Origin of the sequence: Microbacterium sp. I2 (assembly GCF_051364985.1) — a bacterium.
GTDB lineage: Bacteria > Actinomycetota > Actinomycetes > Actinomycetales > Microbacteriaceae > Microbacterium.
The window spans coordinates 122,401-140,022 of record NZ_JBLWIH010000009.1 but is presented as its reverse complement, the minus strand read 5'-3'; the positions used below and the strand labels follow the sequence as shown (position 1 = coordinate 140,022).

General features: G+C 68.4%; 16 protein-coding genes. 11 read left to right on the top strand and 5 right to left on the bottom strand.

Annotation, left to right across the window (positions count from 1 at the left end):
• Positions 1-264: 264 nt before the first annotated feature.
• Together ACLKM7_RS07735 and ACLKM7_RS07730 are read right to left on the bottom strand one after the other, a co-directional pair.
• Complete coding sequence (locus ACLKM7_RS07735) at positions 265-1,767, bottom strand: LuxR C-terminal-related transcriptional regulator (protein WP_436446575.1); 1,503 nt, start codon at positions 1,765-1,767, stop codon at positions 265-267.
• A 228-nt stretch (positions 1,768-1,995) separates the two neighbouring features.
• Positions 1,996-2,373 carry a hypothetical protein gene (locus ACLKM7_RS07730; RefSeq protein WP_436446574.1) on the bottom strand — a complete coding sequence of 126 codons (378 nt, stop codon included), beginning with the start codon at positions 2,371-2,373 and terminating at the stop codon, positions 1,996-1,998.
• A gap of 101 nt (positions 2,374-2,474) precedes the next feature.
• On the opposite strand from ACLKM7_RS07730, the gene ACLKM7_RS07725 reads away from it, so the two are divergent.
• The 8 genes from ACLKM7_RS07725 (at position 2,475) to ACLKM7_RS07690 (ending at position 11,650) form a co-directional block, all read left to right on the top strand.
• Positions 2,475-3,614: a polysaccharide deacetylase family protein gene (locus ACLKM7_RS07725; RefSeq protein ID WP_436446573.1), complete on the top strand. Its 1,140-nt coding sequence runs from the start codon at positions 2,475-2,477 to the stop codon at positions 3,612-3,614.
• A gap of 255 nt (positions 3,615-3,869) precedes the next feature.
• Positions 3,870-5,411, top strand: a complete 1,542-nt coding sequence (locus tag ACLKM7_RS07720) for a sugar transferase (RefSeq protein WP_436446572.1) — start codon at positions 3,870-3,872, stop codon at positions 5,409-5,411.
• 187 nt (positions 5,412-5,598) lie between these two features.
• A complete protein-coding gene (locus ACLKM7_RS07715; RefSeq protein WP_436446571.1) occupies positions 5,599-6,999 on the top strand; it encodes a glycosyltransferase family 4 protein in 1,401 nt (466 codons plus the stop codon).
• A 10-nt stretch (positions 7,000-7,009) separates the two neighbouring features.
• Positions 7,010-7,882 carry a glycosyltransferase gene (locus ACLKM7_RS07710; RefSeq protein WP_436446570.1) on the top strand — a complete coding sequence of 291 codons (873 nt, stop codon included), beginning with the start codon at positions 7,010-7,012 and terminating at the stop codon, positions 7,880-7,882.
• Positions 7,879-8,532: a polysaccharide deacetylase family protein gene (locus tag ACLKM7_RS07705; protein ID WP_436446569.1), complete on the top strand. Its 654-nt coding sequence runs from the start codon at positions 7,879-7,881 to the stop codon at positions 8,530-8,532. The genes ACLKM7_RS07710 and ACLKM7_RS07705 overlap by 4 nt, the downstream gene beginning before the upstream one ends.
• A 106-nt stretch (positions 8,533-8,638) precedes the next feature.
• A complete protein-coding gene (locus tag ACLKM7_RS07700) occupies positions 8,639-9,322 on the top strand; it encodes a hypothetical protein (protein WP_436446568.1) in 684 nt (227 codons plus the stop codon).
• Between the two features lie 4 nt (positions 9,323-9,326).
• Positions 9,327-10,631 (top strand): MFS transporter, encoded by a 1,305-nt coding sequence (locus ACLKM7_RS07695; protein WP_436446567.1) that lies wholly within the window; start codon positions 9,327-9,329, stop codon positions 10,629-10,631.
• Positions 10,628-11,650, top strand: coding sequence for a TolB family protein (locus ACLKM7_RS07690; RefSeq protein WP_436446566.1), 1,023 nt, complete (start codon positions 10,628-10,630; stop codon positions 11,648-11,650). Before ACLKM7_RS07695 ends, ACLKM7_RS07690 begins: the two co-directional genes overlap by 4 nt.
• Here ACLKM7_RS07690 and ACLKM7_RS07685 read toward each other — a convergent pair.
• Complete coding sequence (locus ACLKM7_RS07685; RefSeq protein WP_436446565.1) at positions 11,610-12,074, bottom strand: VanZ family protein; 465 nt, start codon at positions 12,072-12,074, stop codon at positions 11,610-11,612. The genes ACLKM7_RS07690 and ACLKM7_RS07685 overlap by 41 nt on opposite strands.
• A gap of 154 nt (positions 12,075-12,228) precedes the next feature.
• On the opposite strand from ACLKM7_RS07685, the gene ACLKM7_RS07680 reads away from it, so the two are divergent.
• Positions 12,229-13,824, top strand: a complete 1,596-nt coding sequence (locus tag ACLKM7_RS07680; RefSeq protein ID WP_436446564.1) for a DUF4082 domain-containing protein — start codon at positions 12,229-12,231, stop codon at positions 13,822-13,824.
• 37 nt (positions 13,825-13,861) lie between these two features.
• Here the strand turns inward: ACLKM7_RS07680 and ACLKM7_RS07675 are convergent, their stop codons facing one another.
• Positions 13,862-14,665: a hypothetical protein gene (locus ACLKM7_RS07675; protein ID WP_436446563.1), complete on the bottom strand. Its 804-nt coding sequence runs from the start codon at positions 14,663-14,665 to the stop codon at positions 13,862-13,864.
• A 74-nt stretch (positions 14,666-14,739) separates the two neighbouring features.
• Positions 14,740-15,438, bottom strand: a complete 699-nt coding sequence (locus ACLKM7_RS07670; protein WP_436446562.1) for a hypothetical protein — start codon at positions 15,436-15,438, stop codon at positions 14,740-14,742.
• A gap of 68 nt (positions 15,439-15,506) precedes the next feature.
• Between ACLKM7_RS07670 and ACLKM7_RS07665 the strand changes: the two genes are divergently transcribed.
• Together ACLKM7_RS07665 and ACLKM7_RS07660 are read left to right on the top strand one after the other, a co-directional pair.
• Positions 15,507-16,304: a hypothetical protein gene (locus ACLKM7_RS07665; RefSeq protein ID WP_436446561.1), complete on the top strand. Its 798-nt coding sequence runs from the start codon at positions 15,507-15,509 to the stop codon at positions 16,302-16,304.
• A complete protein-coding gene (locus ACLKM7_RS07660) occupies positions 16,305-17,618 on the top strand; it encodes an O-antigen ligase family protein (RefSeq protein WP_436446560.1) in 1,314 nt (437 codons plus the stop codon).
• Positions 17,619-17,622: the final 4 nt, after the last annotated feature.

Below are 17,622 nucleotides of genomic sequence, written 5' to 3'. Positions count from 1 at the left end.
TGTCAGCGCAAGCGATGCTTGCCGCCAACTCCTCGCGTGGCCCTCCGACTGCCCCCGCTGGCCTGTTCCGAACATCCGATACCGCTGCATTTCGCCCCCCGAATGGCGCCGCTATGCGTTCAGCGCCGAGCTAAGACTGACCACGGTCGGTGTGACCGAGGTCGCGTCCAGTCAATTCCCAGGAAGGCGCTCCCCGGAAACGAGTCAGGGTGATTTCACCCCTTGGTCCGACCAATCTCACCCCGGGGTGAGGCTCGGGGTGACCTAGTCGAACCGGCTCGAGGCGATGCGCAGCGCCTGCTCGCGACCGCTCGCGCCGAGCTTGCGGTAGAGCGCGCGCAGGTGGGTCTTGGCGGTGTTCGGCGACACGTGCAGCGCCGCCGCCACCGCCTTGATGGAGGTGTGCTCGCGGAGCGCTCCGAGCACCTCGCGCTCGCGCGGTGTGAGAGTGGCACGTCCCGGCGGCGGGGCGTACACGTCCGGAAGTGGAGACGGGTCGGACCGCAGGTGACGTGCAACGCCGGCGCGCACCTGGGGCGAACCCTCGACCAGAGCATCGAACGCGTGCGTGTGCTCCAAGGAGAGGGCGACCGCGCGAAGCGACTCGGCGTCGACCGCATCGCCCATGGACTGACCGGCGCTCGCCTGCAGCACGCGCCAGCTCGCGAGGAAGTGCACACGGCCGCCGGTCAGCTGCTCCGCCTCGGCGAGGTGTGCCAGCGCCCGTTGCTGCTCTCCCCTCAGCAGATGCAGTCGCGAGCGCGACGTCAGGATCGATCGGTGGGCCGGGCTCACCCCGCGTGTCTCGAGGACATGCTCCGCCGCCGGGAGGTTCCCGAGCGCCTGATAGAGGTCGGCGAGATCCGCGCGCAGCTGATCGCCGGCCATCGACCCCGGCCTGGTCAGACCTCGATTGGCCAGCAGGTAGTCCTCGACCTCATGCACCATCAGGTCGCGCTCGCCCCAATAGAGGGCGTACTTCGCGCGGACGTGGACGCGCATCCACGACAGCTCACTGGCCGCAGCGACGCCGTCGGTCTCGGCGACGAGGGCGGCAGCATCCTGTCGATTCAATCGGCCGATCGCGGTCAAGGCCCGGGCGTACGCCGCGACCTCCCCGCCGGGTCGCTCGTCGCCTTCCTCGGATGCCTCGCGCTGGAGCTCGCGGTCGGCCTTGGCGTAGTTGCCCGCGACGGCATATCCCAGGGCGAGATGCCGCGACGCGACGCGCCCGAACGGGTGACCCCGCACGTTCGTCCACCGCCGCGCCTCGGAATACAAGGAGATCGCCGTGGACACGTCACCGGCGAGCAGCTTCGCCGTGCCGGTGCGAATGAGCACGGGGGCAAGGACGTCGTGGAATCCCGCGCTGTCGGTCGCGTGGTCGATCGTCGCGATGATCTCGGACGCGGTGGCGCTGGCATCCTCGACGCGTCCGGCAGCCATCTGATATCGCAGCGAACTCGTGAGCACGCCGAGCCGGTCCCTCGTCGCGGGGGCCGGCTGGGACTGCACCCATTCGCGGAAGATCGCGAGATCGCGGTCGTCCAGGAGCCCGAGCGACTGCCGGGCGCGAGAGAGAGAGCGGGCGAGGAGGTAGCGGGGTCGAGCCCGCAACCAGGCCTCGGGCACGGTCTCGAGCGCCCGCCGCAGGGCGTCGGGCTCCAGCAGGAGGTAGGCGAAGAATCTGTCGTCGATGACGGCTGCGAGGTCGTCCCACCGCTCGTCGCGCGCGATCGCCTCGAGCTCGCCGGCGACGTCGCTCACGCGTCGTGTCTGCATCTCACGCTCAGTCCGTGCCCCCCGGTACGTCCCACTCTTGAGTCCGACGCTCACTATATTCGGACTCTCGGAGGGTGAGGGCGGCCCTTCACCCTGGGGTGAAAGCGGGGTCAGCGGCCCGCACGTCGGGTCTCGCGGCCGACTCACCCGCGCGACACGGCCCGGCGAATTCCGTCGCCTGGCGGTGTCGCGGCGGTCAGCAGGCGGGTGGGGTCAGCGGGGAGTGAGCTCGTCGGCGACCGGGAACGGCAGGCGGAAGCGCTCCAGGTCGCCGCCCACCGCCGAGGCGGCTCCGAACTCGTCGGCCACGACGGTGACCCCCCGCGGACTGGCCTCGGCGATACGCACCGGACGCTCCGAGCCGTCCGCCAGGCGCAGGGTCCAGCGGTCCGCCAAATATCCGATGCCGAGTCCTTCGAGCAGCTCTTCGGCGGCCAGCCAGTCGATCGGGATGCGTCCGCCGTCGGCGTCGACGGGCGTGCGCTCGCGCCCGAGCAGGTCGCGCACGCGGAACCCGTCCCCGTCCGGGACGATCCATCCGACGACCTCGCCGTCGGCGCGGCGGTGTTCGATCCAGTCAGTGGGCAGCACGGCTACCGAGCGTAGCGGTGCATCCGGATAGGATCCCCCTGACGACCGGCCGCATGGGGGTGCACGGTCCTGACCGTGGGGAACGCATGGCAGCTTCCGGCATGTCTTCATCCCGGCGGGTGTCGCTACGACGCCGTCGGATCTTGGTCGGCGTCGTGGGCGCGGTCGTGCTGCTCGGGGTGGCCGGCACCATCACCGCCGTCGCGCTCGCTCGGCAGGGGACGGATGCCCCGAACGCCGCCGCCGCCGGAACGCCGTCGGCCAGCGCAACCCCGACACCGACGCCCACCCCGCTGACGCCGGAGGAGCAGCTGCTCGCGACGACCGACGACCCCGCGGCGTGCGCGGTGAGCTTCGTCGGCGACGGCATCGCCGATCCGCCGATGCTGCAGACCCAGGGGGCCCTGTTCGCGAGCCTGCCGATCCCGGCGCGCGAAGGCCTCGTCTTCGCCGGCTGGTACGCCACCCCCGAGGACGCGGCGGCGTTCGCCATCCCGGGCAGGGTGAACGGCTCGGAACCTGTCGTGTGCGTCGACCAGCGCGTGACGCTGCACGGCAGCTGGATGAGCCCCGAACAGAACGCGGCCGAGGATGCCCGCATCCCGATCCTCATGTACCACCAGTTCACGACCAAGCCCGAGGGAGAGTCAGGCTGGCTGCGGGGCAACTACGCGTACATCGGCGACTTCGAGGCGCACCTGAACCACATCGCGTCGACGGGTTTCTACCTGCCGACGTGGGACGAGCTGTCGGCGTTCATCGACGGGCGGCTCTTCCTTCCGAATCACTCCGTGATCGTGACCGACGACGACGCCGACCAGAGCTGGTTCGACCTCGCGGTGCCCCTGGTCGACAAGTACAAGGTGCTCTCGACGTCGTACATGATCACGGCCTACCGGCAGGATCCCGCGCCGTCGCCGTACGTGCTGCGCCGCTCGCACACCCACGACATGCACCAGGCGGGGGCCAACGGCGACGGGCGGATCGTCAACTGGACGGTGCCCGAGATCGTCGCCGACATGGAGGCGTCGGCTGGCGTGCTGGGCGTCAAAGAGGTGATGGCCTACCCGTTCGGCCACTACAACGACACCGCGAAAGAGGCGCTGCGGCAGGCCGGATGGGAGATGGCCCGCACGATCGAGCCGGGCTACGTCACGATCGGTACCGACAAGCTCGCTCTGCCGACGATCCGCATCAACTACGGCATGGGCGTGGACGCGCTGGTGGGCCTGATCGGTTGAGGCCGGCGGGATGCGAAGGCGCGGGATCTGAGAAGTTTTCGCTTTTCATCTTCCTCTCATGGGGCCGCGCCTGTAGAGTGACACACGCGTAAGGACCCGCAGTGGGATGCGGGCTCGCGACAGATGGGGATCTGTCAGACGCGCACTGGGGAAACACGAAGCACCGTTCTGCGGCGCTTCGATCTGTCACTGGGGATTGGCAATGGCATTTGGGGATGCCGCGCGCACCAGCGCGCGCTGTAGAGGCAGTGCGCTGTGAGCGCCATCGATGTGAGCGCCGACACGTATCTCGGCGCCGACCGGCCTACGGGGATCGGACCGCTCGCTTCGCCGCGCCCGCTGCCGACAGAACCGGTTCTCGCATTCGTGCCGCGCATCGAGCCGGCACTCGAGCGCCGCCGCTTGTGGGAGCGCCGCTACGCACTCCGCCTTCGCGCGACCGACACTGTGGTCGTCCTCGGTGCCGTCGGCGCGACAGGGGCCGCCACCATCACGGGCGCCGGCGCCTCGACGAGCGCGTGGCTCGTCTCGGCAGCGACCGTGCTCACCTGGCTGACGATGCTGTCTCTCGGGCACAGCCGCTCGATCGACGTCATGGGGTCGGGCGCGATCGAGTACAAGCGCGTCGCCCACGCCTCGGGCTACGCGTTCGGAGTCCTCGCGTTCCTGTTCCTGGTCTTCCAATGGCAGCAATTGCGGTTCGAACTTCTGATCGCCCTGCCCGCGGGGACGCTCGCGCTCTTGATGGGCCGGTGGAGCTGGCGGAAGTGGCTCTTCCGGCAGCGCCGGTACGGCCACTACTCCAAGCGGGCGCTCGTGACAGGCACCCGCGATGACATCGAGTACGTACTGCGCACCCTTGACGAGGGCGGGGCGCTCGGTTACACGATCGTCGGCGCTGCGCCCTCCGATCACCGTCGAGACGACGTCGTCGCGAACGGGCACTCCTATCCGGTGGTGGGCACCATGGATGCCGTCGCGCGGCACGCTCGCACGCTCGGCGCCGACACCATCATCGTCGCGAACCGCCCCGACGACGACCCGGACTTCATCAAGCGGCTCAGCTGGGAGTTGGAGGGCACCGCATCCGAACTCATCCTGTCGAGTCGGATCGCCGACGTGGCCGGGCCCCGCATCTCTCTGCAGCCTGTCGACGGTCTGCCTCTCATCCAGGTGAAGATCCCGGACTTCGAGGGCGGTCGGCACGCGCTCAAGCGCGCAGTCGACATCGCCGTGGCCGGGCTTGCGCTGATTCCGATCGGCCTCGTGCTTCCCTTCATCGCACTGCTCATCCGGCTCGACGACCGGGGACCGGTCTTCTTCCGGCAGACGCGCATCGGCCGCGACGGTGAGGAGTTCAGCATCCTCAAGTTCCGCACCATGCGGGTCGACGCCGAGCAGCAGCTGACCAAGCTTCAGGCCGTCAATGACGGCAGCGGACTGCTGTTCAAGTTGAAGAACGACCCGCGCATCACGCGGGTGGGGGCTGTCCTGCGCAAGTACTCGATCGACGAGCTTCCACAGTTCTGGAACGTGCTGCGGGGCGACATGAGCGTGGTCGGCCCGCGCCCGCCGCTGCCGAGAGAGGTGCGCGAGTACGACGGCCGGGTCTATCGCCGGCTCTTCATCAAGCCGGGCATCACGGGGCTGTGGCAAGTCAGCGGCCGCAGCGACCTGTCGTGGGAGGAAAGCGTGCGCCTCGACCTCCGCTACGTCGAGAACTGGTCGGTGATGAGCGACCTCATGATCATGTGGCGCACCGCCAAGGTCATGGTCAGTCCCACGGGAGCGTACTGATGCGCGCCCCTCAAACCGTCAGCGGGCGCCGACGTCGTCGTCCGCTGATGTAGGCCGGGATCCGCGGTCGCCGCACGGTCGGACGTATCCCGACGTCGTCGTCAGTGCGGCAGCAGCGCTCTCGTCCCCCCAAGAGGGCGCGGGCCGCGGATCCCTCACATCCATCCAAGAGACAGCAAGGGTCGACATGAGCCGAACCAACACTCGCAGCACGACGGCGGCAGCGCCGCACGTGCTGATCATCGTGCAGAACCTTCCCGTGCCGCTCGATCGCCGTGTGTGGCTGGAGTGCCAGGCGCTCGTGAACCGCGGGTACCGCGTCAGTGTCATCTGCCCCAAGGGACCGGACGACCCGTCGTTCGAGCACCTGGACGGAGTCGACATCCACAAGTACGCGCCGGCGCCCGAGGCGAAGGGGCTCGCGGGATTCGCGTGGGAATTCGCCTACAGCTGGGTGCGCACGGCATGGCTCAGCCTCAAGGTGCGCCGTCGTGCGCGGTTCGACGTCATCCAGGCGTGCAATCCGCCGGACACGTACTGGCTGCTCGCCCTGCTCTGGCGGATTGCGGGGGTGAAATTCGTCTTCGACCACCACGACCTCAACCCGGAGCTGTTCCGCTCGCGGTTCGGTGAACCGGAGGGTCTGCTCAAGAAGCTCGAGTTCCGGGCGCTGCTGTGGCTCGAGCGCCGTTCCTTCCGCGGCGCCGACCACATCATCTCCACGAACGAGTCGTACAAGGCGATCGCCGTGCGGCGTGGCGACCGGGCTCCGGACGACGTGACCGTCGTCCGGAGCGGTCCCGACACGCAGCAGATGCGGCCGATCTACCCCGAGGCCCCTCGGCCGTCGGGCACGATCAACCTCGTCTATGTGGGCATCATGGGCCCCCAGGACGGAGTCGACCGTGTTCTGCATGTAATGGACGAGCTGGTCCATCGGCGCGGTCGCCACGATGTGACGGCCACGCTGCTGGGCTTCGGCGACTGCCTCGACGCGCTCAAGGCGGAGACGGAGTCGCTCCACCTGCACGACTACATCACCTTCACAGGTCGGGTCGACCGCGTCCAGATGGCCGAGTACCTCAGCCGCGGCGACATCGGCCTGTGTCCCGACCCGAAGACGCCGCTCAACGACGTGTCCACCATGAACAAGACGATGGAGTACATGGCCTACGGACTGCCGACTGTCTCGTTCGACCTGGTCGAAACCCGCGTGTCGGGGGCCGACACCGTGCTGTACGTACGATCCGGGGACATCGCGGCGTTCGCCGATGAGATCGAGCGCCTGATCGACGACCCCGCGCTGCGGGAACGGCTCGGTCGCGCCGCGCGCGCTCGGGTGAGCGCCGAGCTTGACTGGCGGCCACAGGCGGAGAAGTACGTCGCCGTCTACGACGAGCTCACCGGGCACCATCGATCAGGCCCCGCCGTACCGGCAGCGGACCGTGCGCCGGCGACGGATGCGCAGGGCCGGCGCTATGTGCCGCTCGACGACCCCGCGGAGTTCGGCCGGTATCTCGTCACCCGCGCTGCCGCGGCTGCGCAGTCTGCGACGGTCGAGGCGTCGCCGGCCGCGATCCGAAGATGAAGGGCTCCTCATGACCACCGTGATCATCGCTGCGCACAACGAGGAGTCGGTCCTCGGCGAGTGCCTCGACGCCCTCGAACGCGCACGCGCTCGGACACCGTTCGAGGTCATCGTGAGCGCCAACGGGTGCACCGACGCGACCGCGCGGATCGCGAGAGAGCGAGGTGCGAGGGTGATCGACCGTGCCGAGTCCGGAAAGGCAGCCGCTCTCAACGCGGCGGAAGAGAAGGCTGCGAGCCACCCGCGCATCTTCCTCGATGCCGACATCACCGTTTCCGTGGACGCCGTCGACGCGCTCGTCCGCGCGCTCGACGCGACCTCGGGACGGCTGGCGGCGGTGCCGAGACGACGCGTGCTCGTGGAGGGGCGGTCCTGGCCGGTGAAGGGGTTCTATGCGATCAACACGCGGCTTCCCGTCTACCGGAAGGGGCTGTTCGGTCGGGGCATGATCGCGATCTCGGAGGAGGGCCGGCGCCGCTTCGATCGCTTTCCGCCGATGATCGCCGACGACCTGTTCCTCGATTCCCAGTTCGGCGACGACGAGAAGGTCGAAGTGCCCGAGGTCGAAGTGACGGTGGAGGCGCCGTACACGACGCGCGACCTGGTGAGGCGCCTCGTGCGCGTGCGCCGCGGGAATGCCGCGATGCGGGCCGCGGCGACGAACGGAGAGGTCGACTCCGCCGTTCGCGAGGCCGACCGGTGGGCCTGGCTGCGGGATGTGGTGCTGCCCGAGCCGCGCCTCGTCTTCGCCGCGGTCGCCTACCTCGCCATCACGGTCGCGGCGGCGCTGCTGGCACGACGCACACCCGCGACGCAGACCGCCTGGGGCCGTGACGAGAGCACGCGCGGCGGGTCGTCGACGGGAGTGGTGTCGCCAGCATGAAGATCCATCTCTGCTTCCACGGCGTGGGCACCTGCCGCGAAGAGCGCGAACCGGGCGAGTCGCGCTACTGGATGCGCGAGTCGGTCTTTCTCGGCCTGCTCGACGCGCTCGCCGATCATCCTCACGTGCTGCTGAGCTTCGACGATGGCAACCGCTCTGACGTCGACATCGCGCTGCCCGCTCTCATGGCAAGGGACAGGACCGCCACGTTCTTCGCGCTTGCCGGGAGGCTCGATGATCCCCGCAGTCTGAGCGCCCACGATCTCCACGCACTGCGGGCAAACGGCATGAGCATCGGCAACCATGGCTGGTCGCACGTGCCATGGCGCGGCTTGTCGACGGCTGACGGCCAGCGAGAGTTCTTCGATGCCCGGCGCGCACTCGAGGACGCCAGCGGCGGCGCCGTCATCGACGCGGCGCTGCCTCTCGGGCGCTATGACCGCGCGTCGCTGCGAAGGCTCAAGGAGGCCGGATACCGCACCGTGTACACAAGCGATCGCTTTCCGGCGCGCAGCGGATCGTGGTTGCAGGCGCGGTACAGCGTCACCGCCGACGACACGGTCGACTCGGTCATGGCGATCGTGCGCCATGGTCCCGGCATCAGCGACGCCCGCAACCTCGCCAAGAGCCTCATCAAGAGGTGGCGGTGAGCGATCACGGACCGCGCGCACCCGAGCACGGCACGGTACCGTGGAGACGCGGTGCAGCGGGGCGCACCGCTCGCGATATGGGGGTACGCGACATGGGAATGAACGGATGACGGCGCCCAGCGACGCTCCGGACGCACGGCGCACCGCAAGGCTGACGCCAGCGATGCGATGGGTGCTGATCGGTGTCGGTGCGCTGGTGCTGGTCGGCGCCGCGATCGCCATCTGGCTTCTGACGGTCGGCCCCGGCACCGGCCGGGCCGGTGCGGACCCGACGCCGACCTCGACGTCGACCTCGACGTCGACCTCGAAGTCCGAGACGGAGACGGAAACGCCCGGCCCCGCTCCCGGTGCGACCCCGACGACGGGGAGCGAGGTGCAGTCCCCCGACTCCGAGGACTCCGTCGGACCGGGCCTTCCGCCGATTCCCACCCCCACCCCCCTCGTCACAGCGCCGCTCCCGGCACCCGCGTCCGCGGAGGGGGCTCTCGCGGACGGGTACCCGGTGGAGATCGCGGGCCCGTCTGGCGGATCCGACGTGCTCACTTCCTCGATCGCCAGCGAGGGCAACACGATGCAGGTCACGCTCGTCGCGCGGACCGACGCATCGGCCGATGATGTGCGAGCCCACTACCGCGACGTGTGGTCCGGCCTGGGGCTCGCCGAGACGGCGTCGGGCGACAGCGCCGCCACGTCGTTCGGCGACACCTACACCTCACTGTCGCTGGCCTTCGCCCCGGCATCCGGAACCGGCACGGTGTACATGATCTACGGCGTCCTGCGCGCGGGCTGACGGCATGTACATCTCGTTCACCAACAAGCCGAGCTCCGAGAGAAAGAGGGAGGATGCCGCCCGTCCGCGCCGCGGCATCCGCACGGTCTCTTCCACCGTCGTCAGCCTCGGCATCGTCTCGCTGCTGACCGATATCTCGTCGGAGTCGGTCGCGGCCATCCTGCCGCTCTACATCACCGGCGTGCTCGGCCTGTCGACGATCGCGTTCGGGTTCATCGATGGCCTCTACCAGGGCGTGAGCGCGCTGGTGCGGATCGGTGGCGGATACGTCTCAGATCGCTACGATCAGCCGAAGTGGGTGGCCTTCACGGGCTACGCGCTGGCGGCTGTCGCGCGGGTGGGACTGCTGTTCGCGTCGGGCTTCGCAGCGATCACAACCGTGATCACCGCGGACCGAATCGGCAAGGGAATCCGCACCGCACCCCGCGATTCGCTCATCACCGCCACGTCGGAACCGTCGAATCTCGGCACGTCCTTCGGCGTGCACCGCACGCTCGACAACATCGGCGCCGCCCTCGGCCCGCTGCTGGCCTTCTTCATCCTGCTGCTGATCCCCGACGGCTTCCACACCGTTTTCGTCGCGTCCCTGGCGTTCGCGGTCATCGGCGTCGTGATCCTCGCCGTCGTGGTGCCGAACGTCCGCGCGAGGACGCAGCGCCGCTCTGTGGACGGCGGGGCCACGGCGCCGCGACCGAAGTTCGACTGGAAGGTCGTGACGAACGGCCCGATGCGACGCGTCCTCGCCGCGGCCGGCATCCTCGGGCTTCTCACGATCGGCGACGGCTTCGTCTACCTCGTGCTGCAGTCGCGCTCCGACTTCGCGGCGCAGTGGTTCCCGCTGATGTACGTCGGAACGAACGTCGCCTTCCTCGCGCTCGCGATCCCGCTCGGCCGCCTCTCCGACCGCATCGGGCGTGCACGGGTGTTCGTCTGGGGACACGTCGCGCTCCTCGCGGCATACGTCGTGGCCGCGCTACCCATCGCCGACGTCGCCGCGACCATCCTGTGCTTGGTCTTCCTGGGCGCCTTCTACGCGGCCACGGACGGGGTGCTCGCCGCGCTGGCGGCACAGTTCACGACACCCGACACACACGGCACCGGGATCGCAGCGGCCCAGACGGTCGTCGCTGTCACCCGTTTCATCTCGGCGACGGCGTTCGGCTTCCTCTGGTACGCGGTCGGCCGCGAACCTGCCATGCTCGTGGTCGCCGGAGTGCTGGCGGTCGCGATCCCGGTCGTCGCGCTGCTGCTGCGGCCGATGCTGTCGACGACGAGCATGTTGGCGACCACCGACGCGGCGGACTCATGAGCGATCGCCTCAAGTGGCTCATCGTCGTGGCGGTGTCAGTCGTCGCACTCGGCACGACGGCGGCGGCAGGCATGTTCGCGTGGCAGCAGTACCATGCGAGGGCGAATCTGCCGAGCGAAGCGGATACGACCGAGCCCGCCGATTGGGCGGCAGGTGATCGCGTGGTGTTCCGCAATACCGCGAGCGGGGACGGTTACGGCCACGTCGCGAGTGTGGCGCTGGCCGACCCGTCGGGCGCGCGCGCCGTGACGACCGCAGCCTGCGACCGGGTGGATGCTGTCGACGACGAGTTCATGTGCCTGCGGACCGAGCGCGGCATCGTGCCCAGCTACACGGCAACCCTCTATTCGAGCGCAGTGGAACCCGTCGAGGAGTGGCCGCTCACCGGCATCCCGAGCCGCACCCGCATCTCGGACGACGGCGAGCTCGTCGCCACGACGGCGTTCGTGACCGGCCACTCGTACGCGACGATCGGGTTCTCGACCGAGACGCAGATCCGCGCGCGCGACGGCGAGAGCATCGGCGACCTCGAAGAGTGGACGCTCGTCATCGACGGCCAGCAAGTGGCGCCCGTCGATCGCAACTACTGGGGCGTCACCTTCATCGACGACACCACTTTCTATGCGACGGCCGGACTCACGACGGAAGGGCGCACGTACCTCGTCAAAGGAGACATCGCGGCGCGCACACTGACGTCGGTCGCCCCGGACGTCGAGTGCCCCTCGCTGTCGCCCGACGGCACCCGCCTCGCCTTCAAAGCGGTGACCGCCGGATCGGGACCGACCGTGCACTGGACGCCCGCGATCATGGATCTCGCGACCGGCGAGGTGTCGCTGCTGCCGGAGTCCCGTGGTATCGACGACCAGATCGAGTGGCTCGACGACGGAACCATCCTCTACGGGATGCCGCGCGACGGTGTCCCGGGAGACTACGACGTGTGGACTCTCGCCGCCGACGGCTCAGGCGAGCCCGAGGTGTTCATCGAGCACGCGTGGTCTCCGTCGGTGGTGCGCCGCTAGCCGAGTCATGCGCAGCTCCGCGCGAGCGCGCCCGGATCACGAGCCACGCGAGGGCGGCGCCGAGGAGCGCGCCGGCGGTGTTGGCGATGATGTCGCGCGAGGCGGGTTCGCGGGAGGGGATGACGAACTGTGCGAGCTCGGCAGCGACGGATGCTCCCACCGCCAGGGCGACGCCGATCCAGGGTCGCCGGAACAGCAGTGTGAGCAGGAATCCCAGGGGCACGAACATGAGAATGTTCGCACCGAACTCGATCCATCCCGACCCGAAGGACATAATCCCGAGGTCGTAGCGCAGCCAGTCGCCGATGCCGTTGACGATGCCCGAATACGAAACAGGCAACAGAAGCACCCCCGCGACAGCCACGGCGTAGAGTGCCAGACCGACGATCACCCACGGGCGGCGGACAGTCGAGCGCTCCCTCATCACGCCACCCCGATCTGCGGCTGAAGGCGCCGTCGACTGCACATTACCGGAGGCGGAAGCGTACATGAGCGTTCTCTCATCCGTAGAGGAACACCTATGTGTTAGGTGATACTGCCATTACCCCGACAACGTCGCCCCTACCCCCCGGAATCCTATGACTCGCAAAGCACTGCGCACCCGTCAACGCCGACTCACGATCGCCCGCCGAGCCAACATCGCCGTGGCGGCGGTCGTCGCTGCACTCCTCGCCGTCGTCGGCATCGCCATCGCTCCAGCCATGGCGGCGCCTTCGGCGACCGGGATCTTCGCCGACAACCTCACTCCGCGCATCGCCGTCGACTCGGATCGCGCAGCCGTGGAGCTCGGCATCCGTTTCAGCCCTCAGAAGTCCGGCACCGTCACCGCCCTGCAGTACTACCAGGGTGAGCGAGCCCGGGGCGTGACGAAAGCGACGCTGTGGTCCGCCGATGGCAAGGTGCTCGCACAGGCGTCGTTTGCGCCGACGAGGCAGGTCGGGTGGCGCACCGTCACCCTCAAGAAGCCCGTTGCGCTCACCGGGGGGCAGGTTTACGTCGCGTCCTACCACGCACCGCGGGGCGGATACCCCGTGACCGAGAACGATCTCTCGCGCTCCAAGGTGCAGAACGGGTTCGCCCTGAACGCCGGCGCCGGGGTGTACCGGTATGGCGACACCAGCCGCGTGCCCAGCAACACCTACCAGGGTTCGAACTACCTCGTCGACGTCGTCTTCACGCCGTCCAGTGGCGTCGCAACACCGACTCCGCGGCCCACCACCAAGCCGACGACGACTCCGAAGCCCACTGCGACGGCCACTCCGAAGCCCACCGCGACTCCGACGCCGACCGCGACGGCCACTCCGAAGCCGACACCCACCCCCACGGCTACGCCCACGCCCACGACCACCCCGACCCCGCCGCCGTCGAGCACGGGCGGGTTCGTTGTCCTCGGCCGCTCGTTCCCGAACTCCGACACGACAGGCGTGCCGGCCGGCACGACGCTCACGCCGTACACCGGGCCTTGCACGATCCAGACACCGGGCTACGTGATCGATTCCAAGCAGGTCGACTGCAGTCTGCGGATCCTCGCCAGGGACGTCGTGATCAAGAACTCGAAGATCAACGGGACGGTCTACGCCGATTACACCCAGAACCAGGGATCCTTCACGATCACCGACAGTGAAGTGGACGCCGGTGACGGGCCGTGGACAGGAATCGGCGACGCGCGGTTCACCGCCGAACGCGTCGAAGTCACCGGCGGGACGCGGTCGATCAACTGCTACGCGGACTGCACGGTCCGGGATTCGTACGTCCACGGCCAGCTGCACGACACCACCGGCGTGCACCACGAGTCCGGCATCCGGATCAACACCAACAGCACGTTGATCCACAACACCATCGCGTGCGACGCGCCCGACTTCCCGCCGGACGCCGGCTGCTCGGCTGCGATCACGGGCTATCCCGACTTCGACCCCGTGCGGAACAACACGGTCGACGGGAACCTGATCATCGCGGGCTCCGGTGGCTACTGCTCCTACGGCGGATCCACCGCAGGGAAGCCCTACTCCGGGCAGACGGCGAACATCAAGTTCATCAACAACGTGTATCAGAAGGGCTCGTCCGGCAAGTGCGGGTTCTGGGGCGCGATCACTTCGTTCGACACGCGCGCGCCCGGCAACGTCTGGAGCAACAACCTCTACGACGACGGGGCCCCGGTCCCTCCCGCGAACTGACCCGCATCCAGCAGAACTGACCCTGTGCGAGTGGCGCTCACCACTCGAGCAGGGTCAGTTCGCTGTAGAGGTAGTCGATGTCTCCCGCGGCCGCCGTCTCGGCCGGCTTGAACATCTTCGTGCGTGGATTGCGGAGCGATCGTCCGATTCCGCCTGGCGTGAATCCGAGCACCCGGCGCTCGGCAAGCGTGGCGAGAAATCCGTTTCGCAGCAGGTGTGAAGCCACCCCGCGCCACGCCGAAGCGAGCAATTCGGTGTCGCCTGCGACGTGGAGCGGCGCGGCGAAGACCGGCAGACGCTTGCGACGGTCGCGCCGGTACAAGAGATACGCGTAGCGGTCCCCGTCGCGCACGAGCAGATGCCGGCTCGCCCGCGCGCCGCGGTGGTCGAGGTAAACCTCGAGCGCTGCGCCGGTGAGCGTCGCCTCGAGCATCGCGGGGTCGTCGGAGATCTCGACACCACGCGCCGGATGCGGCAGATTCGCCACCAAACGGGTCGACGTGTCGAGGTGACGGAACCCGAGTCGCTCATTCATCGCCGGGACGTTGCCACTTGGTGAGAGGTCGGTGAAAAGATACCCCCGTTGCCTCAGCAGCGCGCGGACGAGGAGCAGGGAGTGGCTCCGGAAGTCCTCGAGCACGCAGAAGGCGGCGAGATTGCACACGTCGACCGCATGCCCACGCGACGAGTACACCGCTGCATATGCCCCGACCACTCGCCCCGCGGAACGGAGCTGAAACCCTCGGTTCGGTCCGACGGTGCCCCACGGCGGCTGGAGGAGCGCCTTCCAAGCGTCGGCAGAAACGCGCCGATTGAGGTTCTCCTGCAGGAATCTGCTCACCTCCTCGACATCATCTGGGCCGATCGGCAGAACCTCCGGTCGCGGGGAGGCCGACCGGCCCGCTGCATCCGTCGTCACGTCGTACGTCCTGCAGCGAACAGCATCCGATGGGTCGACGACGCGCTCACCGCGGAGGCGTACGTCCGGGCGCGACGGCGGCGCTCCAGGACGATGACCACCGCAGTGGTGGCGCCGACCCCCAGAACGGCCGTCACTCCCAGCGCGCGGACCTTGCTGCCGCCCACGTAATAGATCACCGTCGACTCGGGGGCGGCGATCGCAGTCACCTGCGCTACCTCCGGGACCCCCGACGCCTCTTGAAGAGCGCGCAACTCGTCGGAGACGCGATCGATCAGCGCCTGCTGCTGCTCTTCGACGCGTTCTCGTGTCGGGCCGACGATATCGAGCAGGAGCCGCTGAGTAGCGAAGTTCGACGCCCACTGGCCCCCGGTATCGGGAAGCCGCAACGACCAGCCGTCGCGTACGCCTTCGCCGACGAGGGTCACGTCGGGCGAGGCGAACTTGGTCACCTGGTCCGGACCGACGATGCGCTTGGCGACGATTCCGGCGGTGATGATGATGTCTTCGGACTGGGTCCGCAGCGCATTCGGGTAGAGCGAACTCGTCGGCGCCAGGAACAGCAGCTCGGTGCGAGTGAAGTACACGCCGTCGTCGCTGATCGCTGCCAGTCCCGCGGCGGCCGTGCAGATCGCCCCGACGAGCACGACGGGCCAGTAGCGCAGGAATGCGCGGATCAGCTCCCAGAAAGTCATGAGTATCCCCCCGGGTAGAATACCGTTGTCCCTGGGGAAACCTGGGCACGGATCAGAGGGGGATATCTGTGCTGCTGGATGTGATGCGGGCGTTGGGCCGAAGATGGTACGTCCTGGTCGTCGGCTTGCTGATGACGGCGGGCCTTGCGTACGGCGCCTACGTCGTCAGTCCCCCGGAGTACACCGCCCGCGGACTCATCCTGCTCCTCCCGTCGGAAGTGGCGGTGGGCGAGGCCGGGAATCCGTTCCTCGTCCTGGGCGGGCTCGAACAGCCGGCTGGCATCGTCGTCGCCTACTTCGCGAGCGCCTCGGCCCAGGCAGAGGTCGAGGACCACTCGCCCACGGCCCAGTTCCTGGTTGCGATCGATGACTCCACCCGCGGCCCCGTCATCGCCGTCAATGTGACGGACAGCACTGAGGAAGCGGCGCTGTCCACTCTGGATTTCCTCATGGATCGCATCCCTGAAGAGCTTCAACGACTGCAGACGGAGGTCGCGGCACCAGCGGACGCCGTGATCACCTCCATGTCACTCACCGCCGATGCGGTCGCCGAGGTCGATCGTTCCGGGATGATCCGCATGGTGATCGCGGCGATCGCCGCGGGGATGCTGGTCACCGGCATCGTCGCGTTCACCCTCGACGGCGTCCTGCTGCGGAGGGCGCAGCGTCGCACGCCGTCGGTCGCCACGCCGAAGGCCACAGCTGGAGCGCCGGGTCCCGTCCGGTCCGCGGACCCTCACGCCGACTTCGACGTCGTCTCGGAAGACGTGCGCGAGTCCGCCGCCGACGACCGGAACACCGATAAGGACTCCGTGTCCACGGCGCGAGGCGCGCAACCTGTGTCGGCGCGACCCAGGCAGCCGTAAGTGACCCAGCCGCTTCCGGGGTTCGTCGCCCCCCGGAGAACTGTCACGGCGGATGCGGTCGGCTGGCTCACCGTCTACCTCGTGCTGCTGCTGTTCGTCCCGTCCCGGCTGGTTGTCGGACCCCTGGCGAGCGCCGGCGCTCCCTCGATGCTGTTCGGGCTGGGCAGCCTCGTGCTGTGGTTCCTGCTCCTTCTCGGTGCCGCTCGCAAGGCCGTGATCGAGCCGCAGCCGATCCGGATCGCACTCGGAGCGCTCCTGTTCAGCATCGCTGTGAGCTACGTGCTCGCTATGGGGCGCCCGATGAGCCCGGATGAGATCAGTCCGGCCGATGTCGCGGTTCTCGCGCTCGCCTCCTGGTCGGGAACGTTGCTGCTCACCCACGACGGCATCCACACCCGGAATCGACTGGACACCCTCGTGTGGCGCTTCGCCGTCTGCGGCGGAATGATCGCCGCGTTGGGCATCGTCCAGGTGATCACGCGGCAGCCGTGGGTCGACCAGCTGACCATCCCCGGCCTGACGAGTTCGCCCGCGTACGGACTGATCTCACGCGGTGGATTCCCGCGCCCCGCGGGCACCGCCATCCACCCGATCGAGTACGGCGTGATCCTCGCGATGCTCCTCCCGATCGTCCTCCATGTCGGCTTCCACCACTCGCACCGCGGGCCGATCGTGCGGTGGCTGCCGGCGGTCGCGGTCGCGGGCATCATCCCGCTCACGTCCTCGCGATCTGCCTATCTCGGCGCGCTGATAGGTCTCATCGTCTGTCTCATCGGATGGTCGAGGCAGCGTCGACTGCTCGTCCTCGGAGTGGCCGTCGGCGGAGTTCTGGCGATGATGGTGGTCACCCCCAACCTGCTGAACTCGATCATCGGGATGTTCACGGGTGCCGCTGAGGACCCCAGCATCACGTCCCGCACCGACAGCTTCTCGCTCGCCTTCGAGTTCGTCGCGAACCATCCCTGGTTCGGCAGGGGCCTGGGCACCTTTCTGCCCAAGTACCGCATCTTCGACAATCAGTACCTGCTCCTCCTCGTGACCGCCGGGATCGTCGGCACCGTCGCGTTCCTCGGTCTCGGCATCACGGGAGTGGTGACGATGTTCCGCCTCCGCACGCAGCTGCGCGACGATGCCTCCCGCGACCTGGCGATCTCGCTCGCGGCGGCGGTGTGCGCCGGCTTCTCCTGCCTGTTCATGTTCGACGCCTTCGCGTTTCCGATGACGATGGGCACGCTCTTCCTTCTCCTCGGCCTGGCGGGGGCGTTTCGCCGCATAGAACGCGGCAAGTTCGGCCTGGCGGGACTCCTACAATGAGTGC

Excerpts from the sequence above, each read along its gene's own strand:
- ACLKM7_RS07725 (WP_436446573.1), top strand. The coding sequence starts at position 2,475 with ATGTCTTCATCCCGGCGGGTGTCGCTACGACGCCGTCGGATCTTGGTC.
- ACLKM7_RS07715 (WP_436446571.1), top strand. The coding sequence starts at position 5,599 with ATGAGCCGAACCAACACTCGCAGCACGACGGCGGCAGCGCCGCACGTG.
- ACLKM7_RS07710 (WP_436446570.1), top strand. The coding sequence starts at position 7,010 with ATGACCACCGTGATCATCGCTGCGCACAACGAGGAGTCGGTCCTCGGC.
- ACLKM7_RS07705 (WP_436446569.1), top strand. The coding sequence starts at position 7,879 with ATGAAGATCCATCTCTGCTTCCACGGCGTGGGCACCTGCCGCGAAGAG.
- ACLKM7_RS07700 (WP_436446568.1), top strand. The coding sequence starts at position 8,639 with ATGACGGCGCCCAGCGACGCTCCGGACGCACGGCGCACCGCAAGGCTG.
- ACLKM7_RS07695 (WP_436446567.1), top strand. The coding sequence starts at position 9,327 with ATGTACATCTCGTTCACCAACAAGCCGAGCTCCGAGAGAAAGAGGGAG.
- ACLKM7_RS07690 (WP_436446566.1), top strand. The coding sequence starts at position 10,628 with ATGAGCGATCGCCTCAAGTGGCTCATCGTCGTGGCGGTGTCAGTCGTC.
- ACLKM7_RS07685 (WP_436446565.1), bottom strand. The coding sequence starts at position 12,074 with ATGAGGGAGCGCTCGACTGTCCGCCGCCCGTGGGTGATCGTCGGTCTG.
- ACLKM7_RS07680 (WP_436446564.1), top strand. The coding sequence starts at position 12,229 with ATGACTCGCAAAGCACTGCGCACCCGTCAACGCCGACTCACGATCGCC.
- ACLKM7_RS07670 (WP_436446562.1), bottom strand. The coding sequence starts at position 15,438 with ATGACTTTCTGGGAGCTGATCCGCGCATTCCTGCGCTACTGGCCCGTC.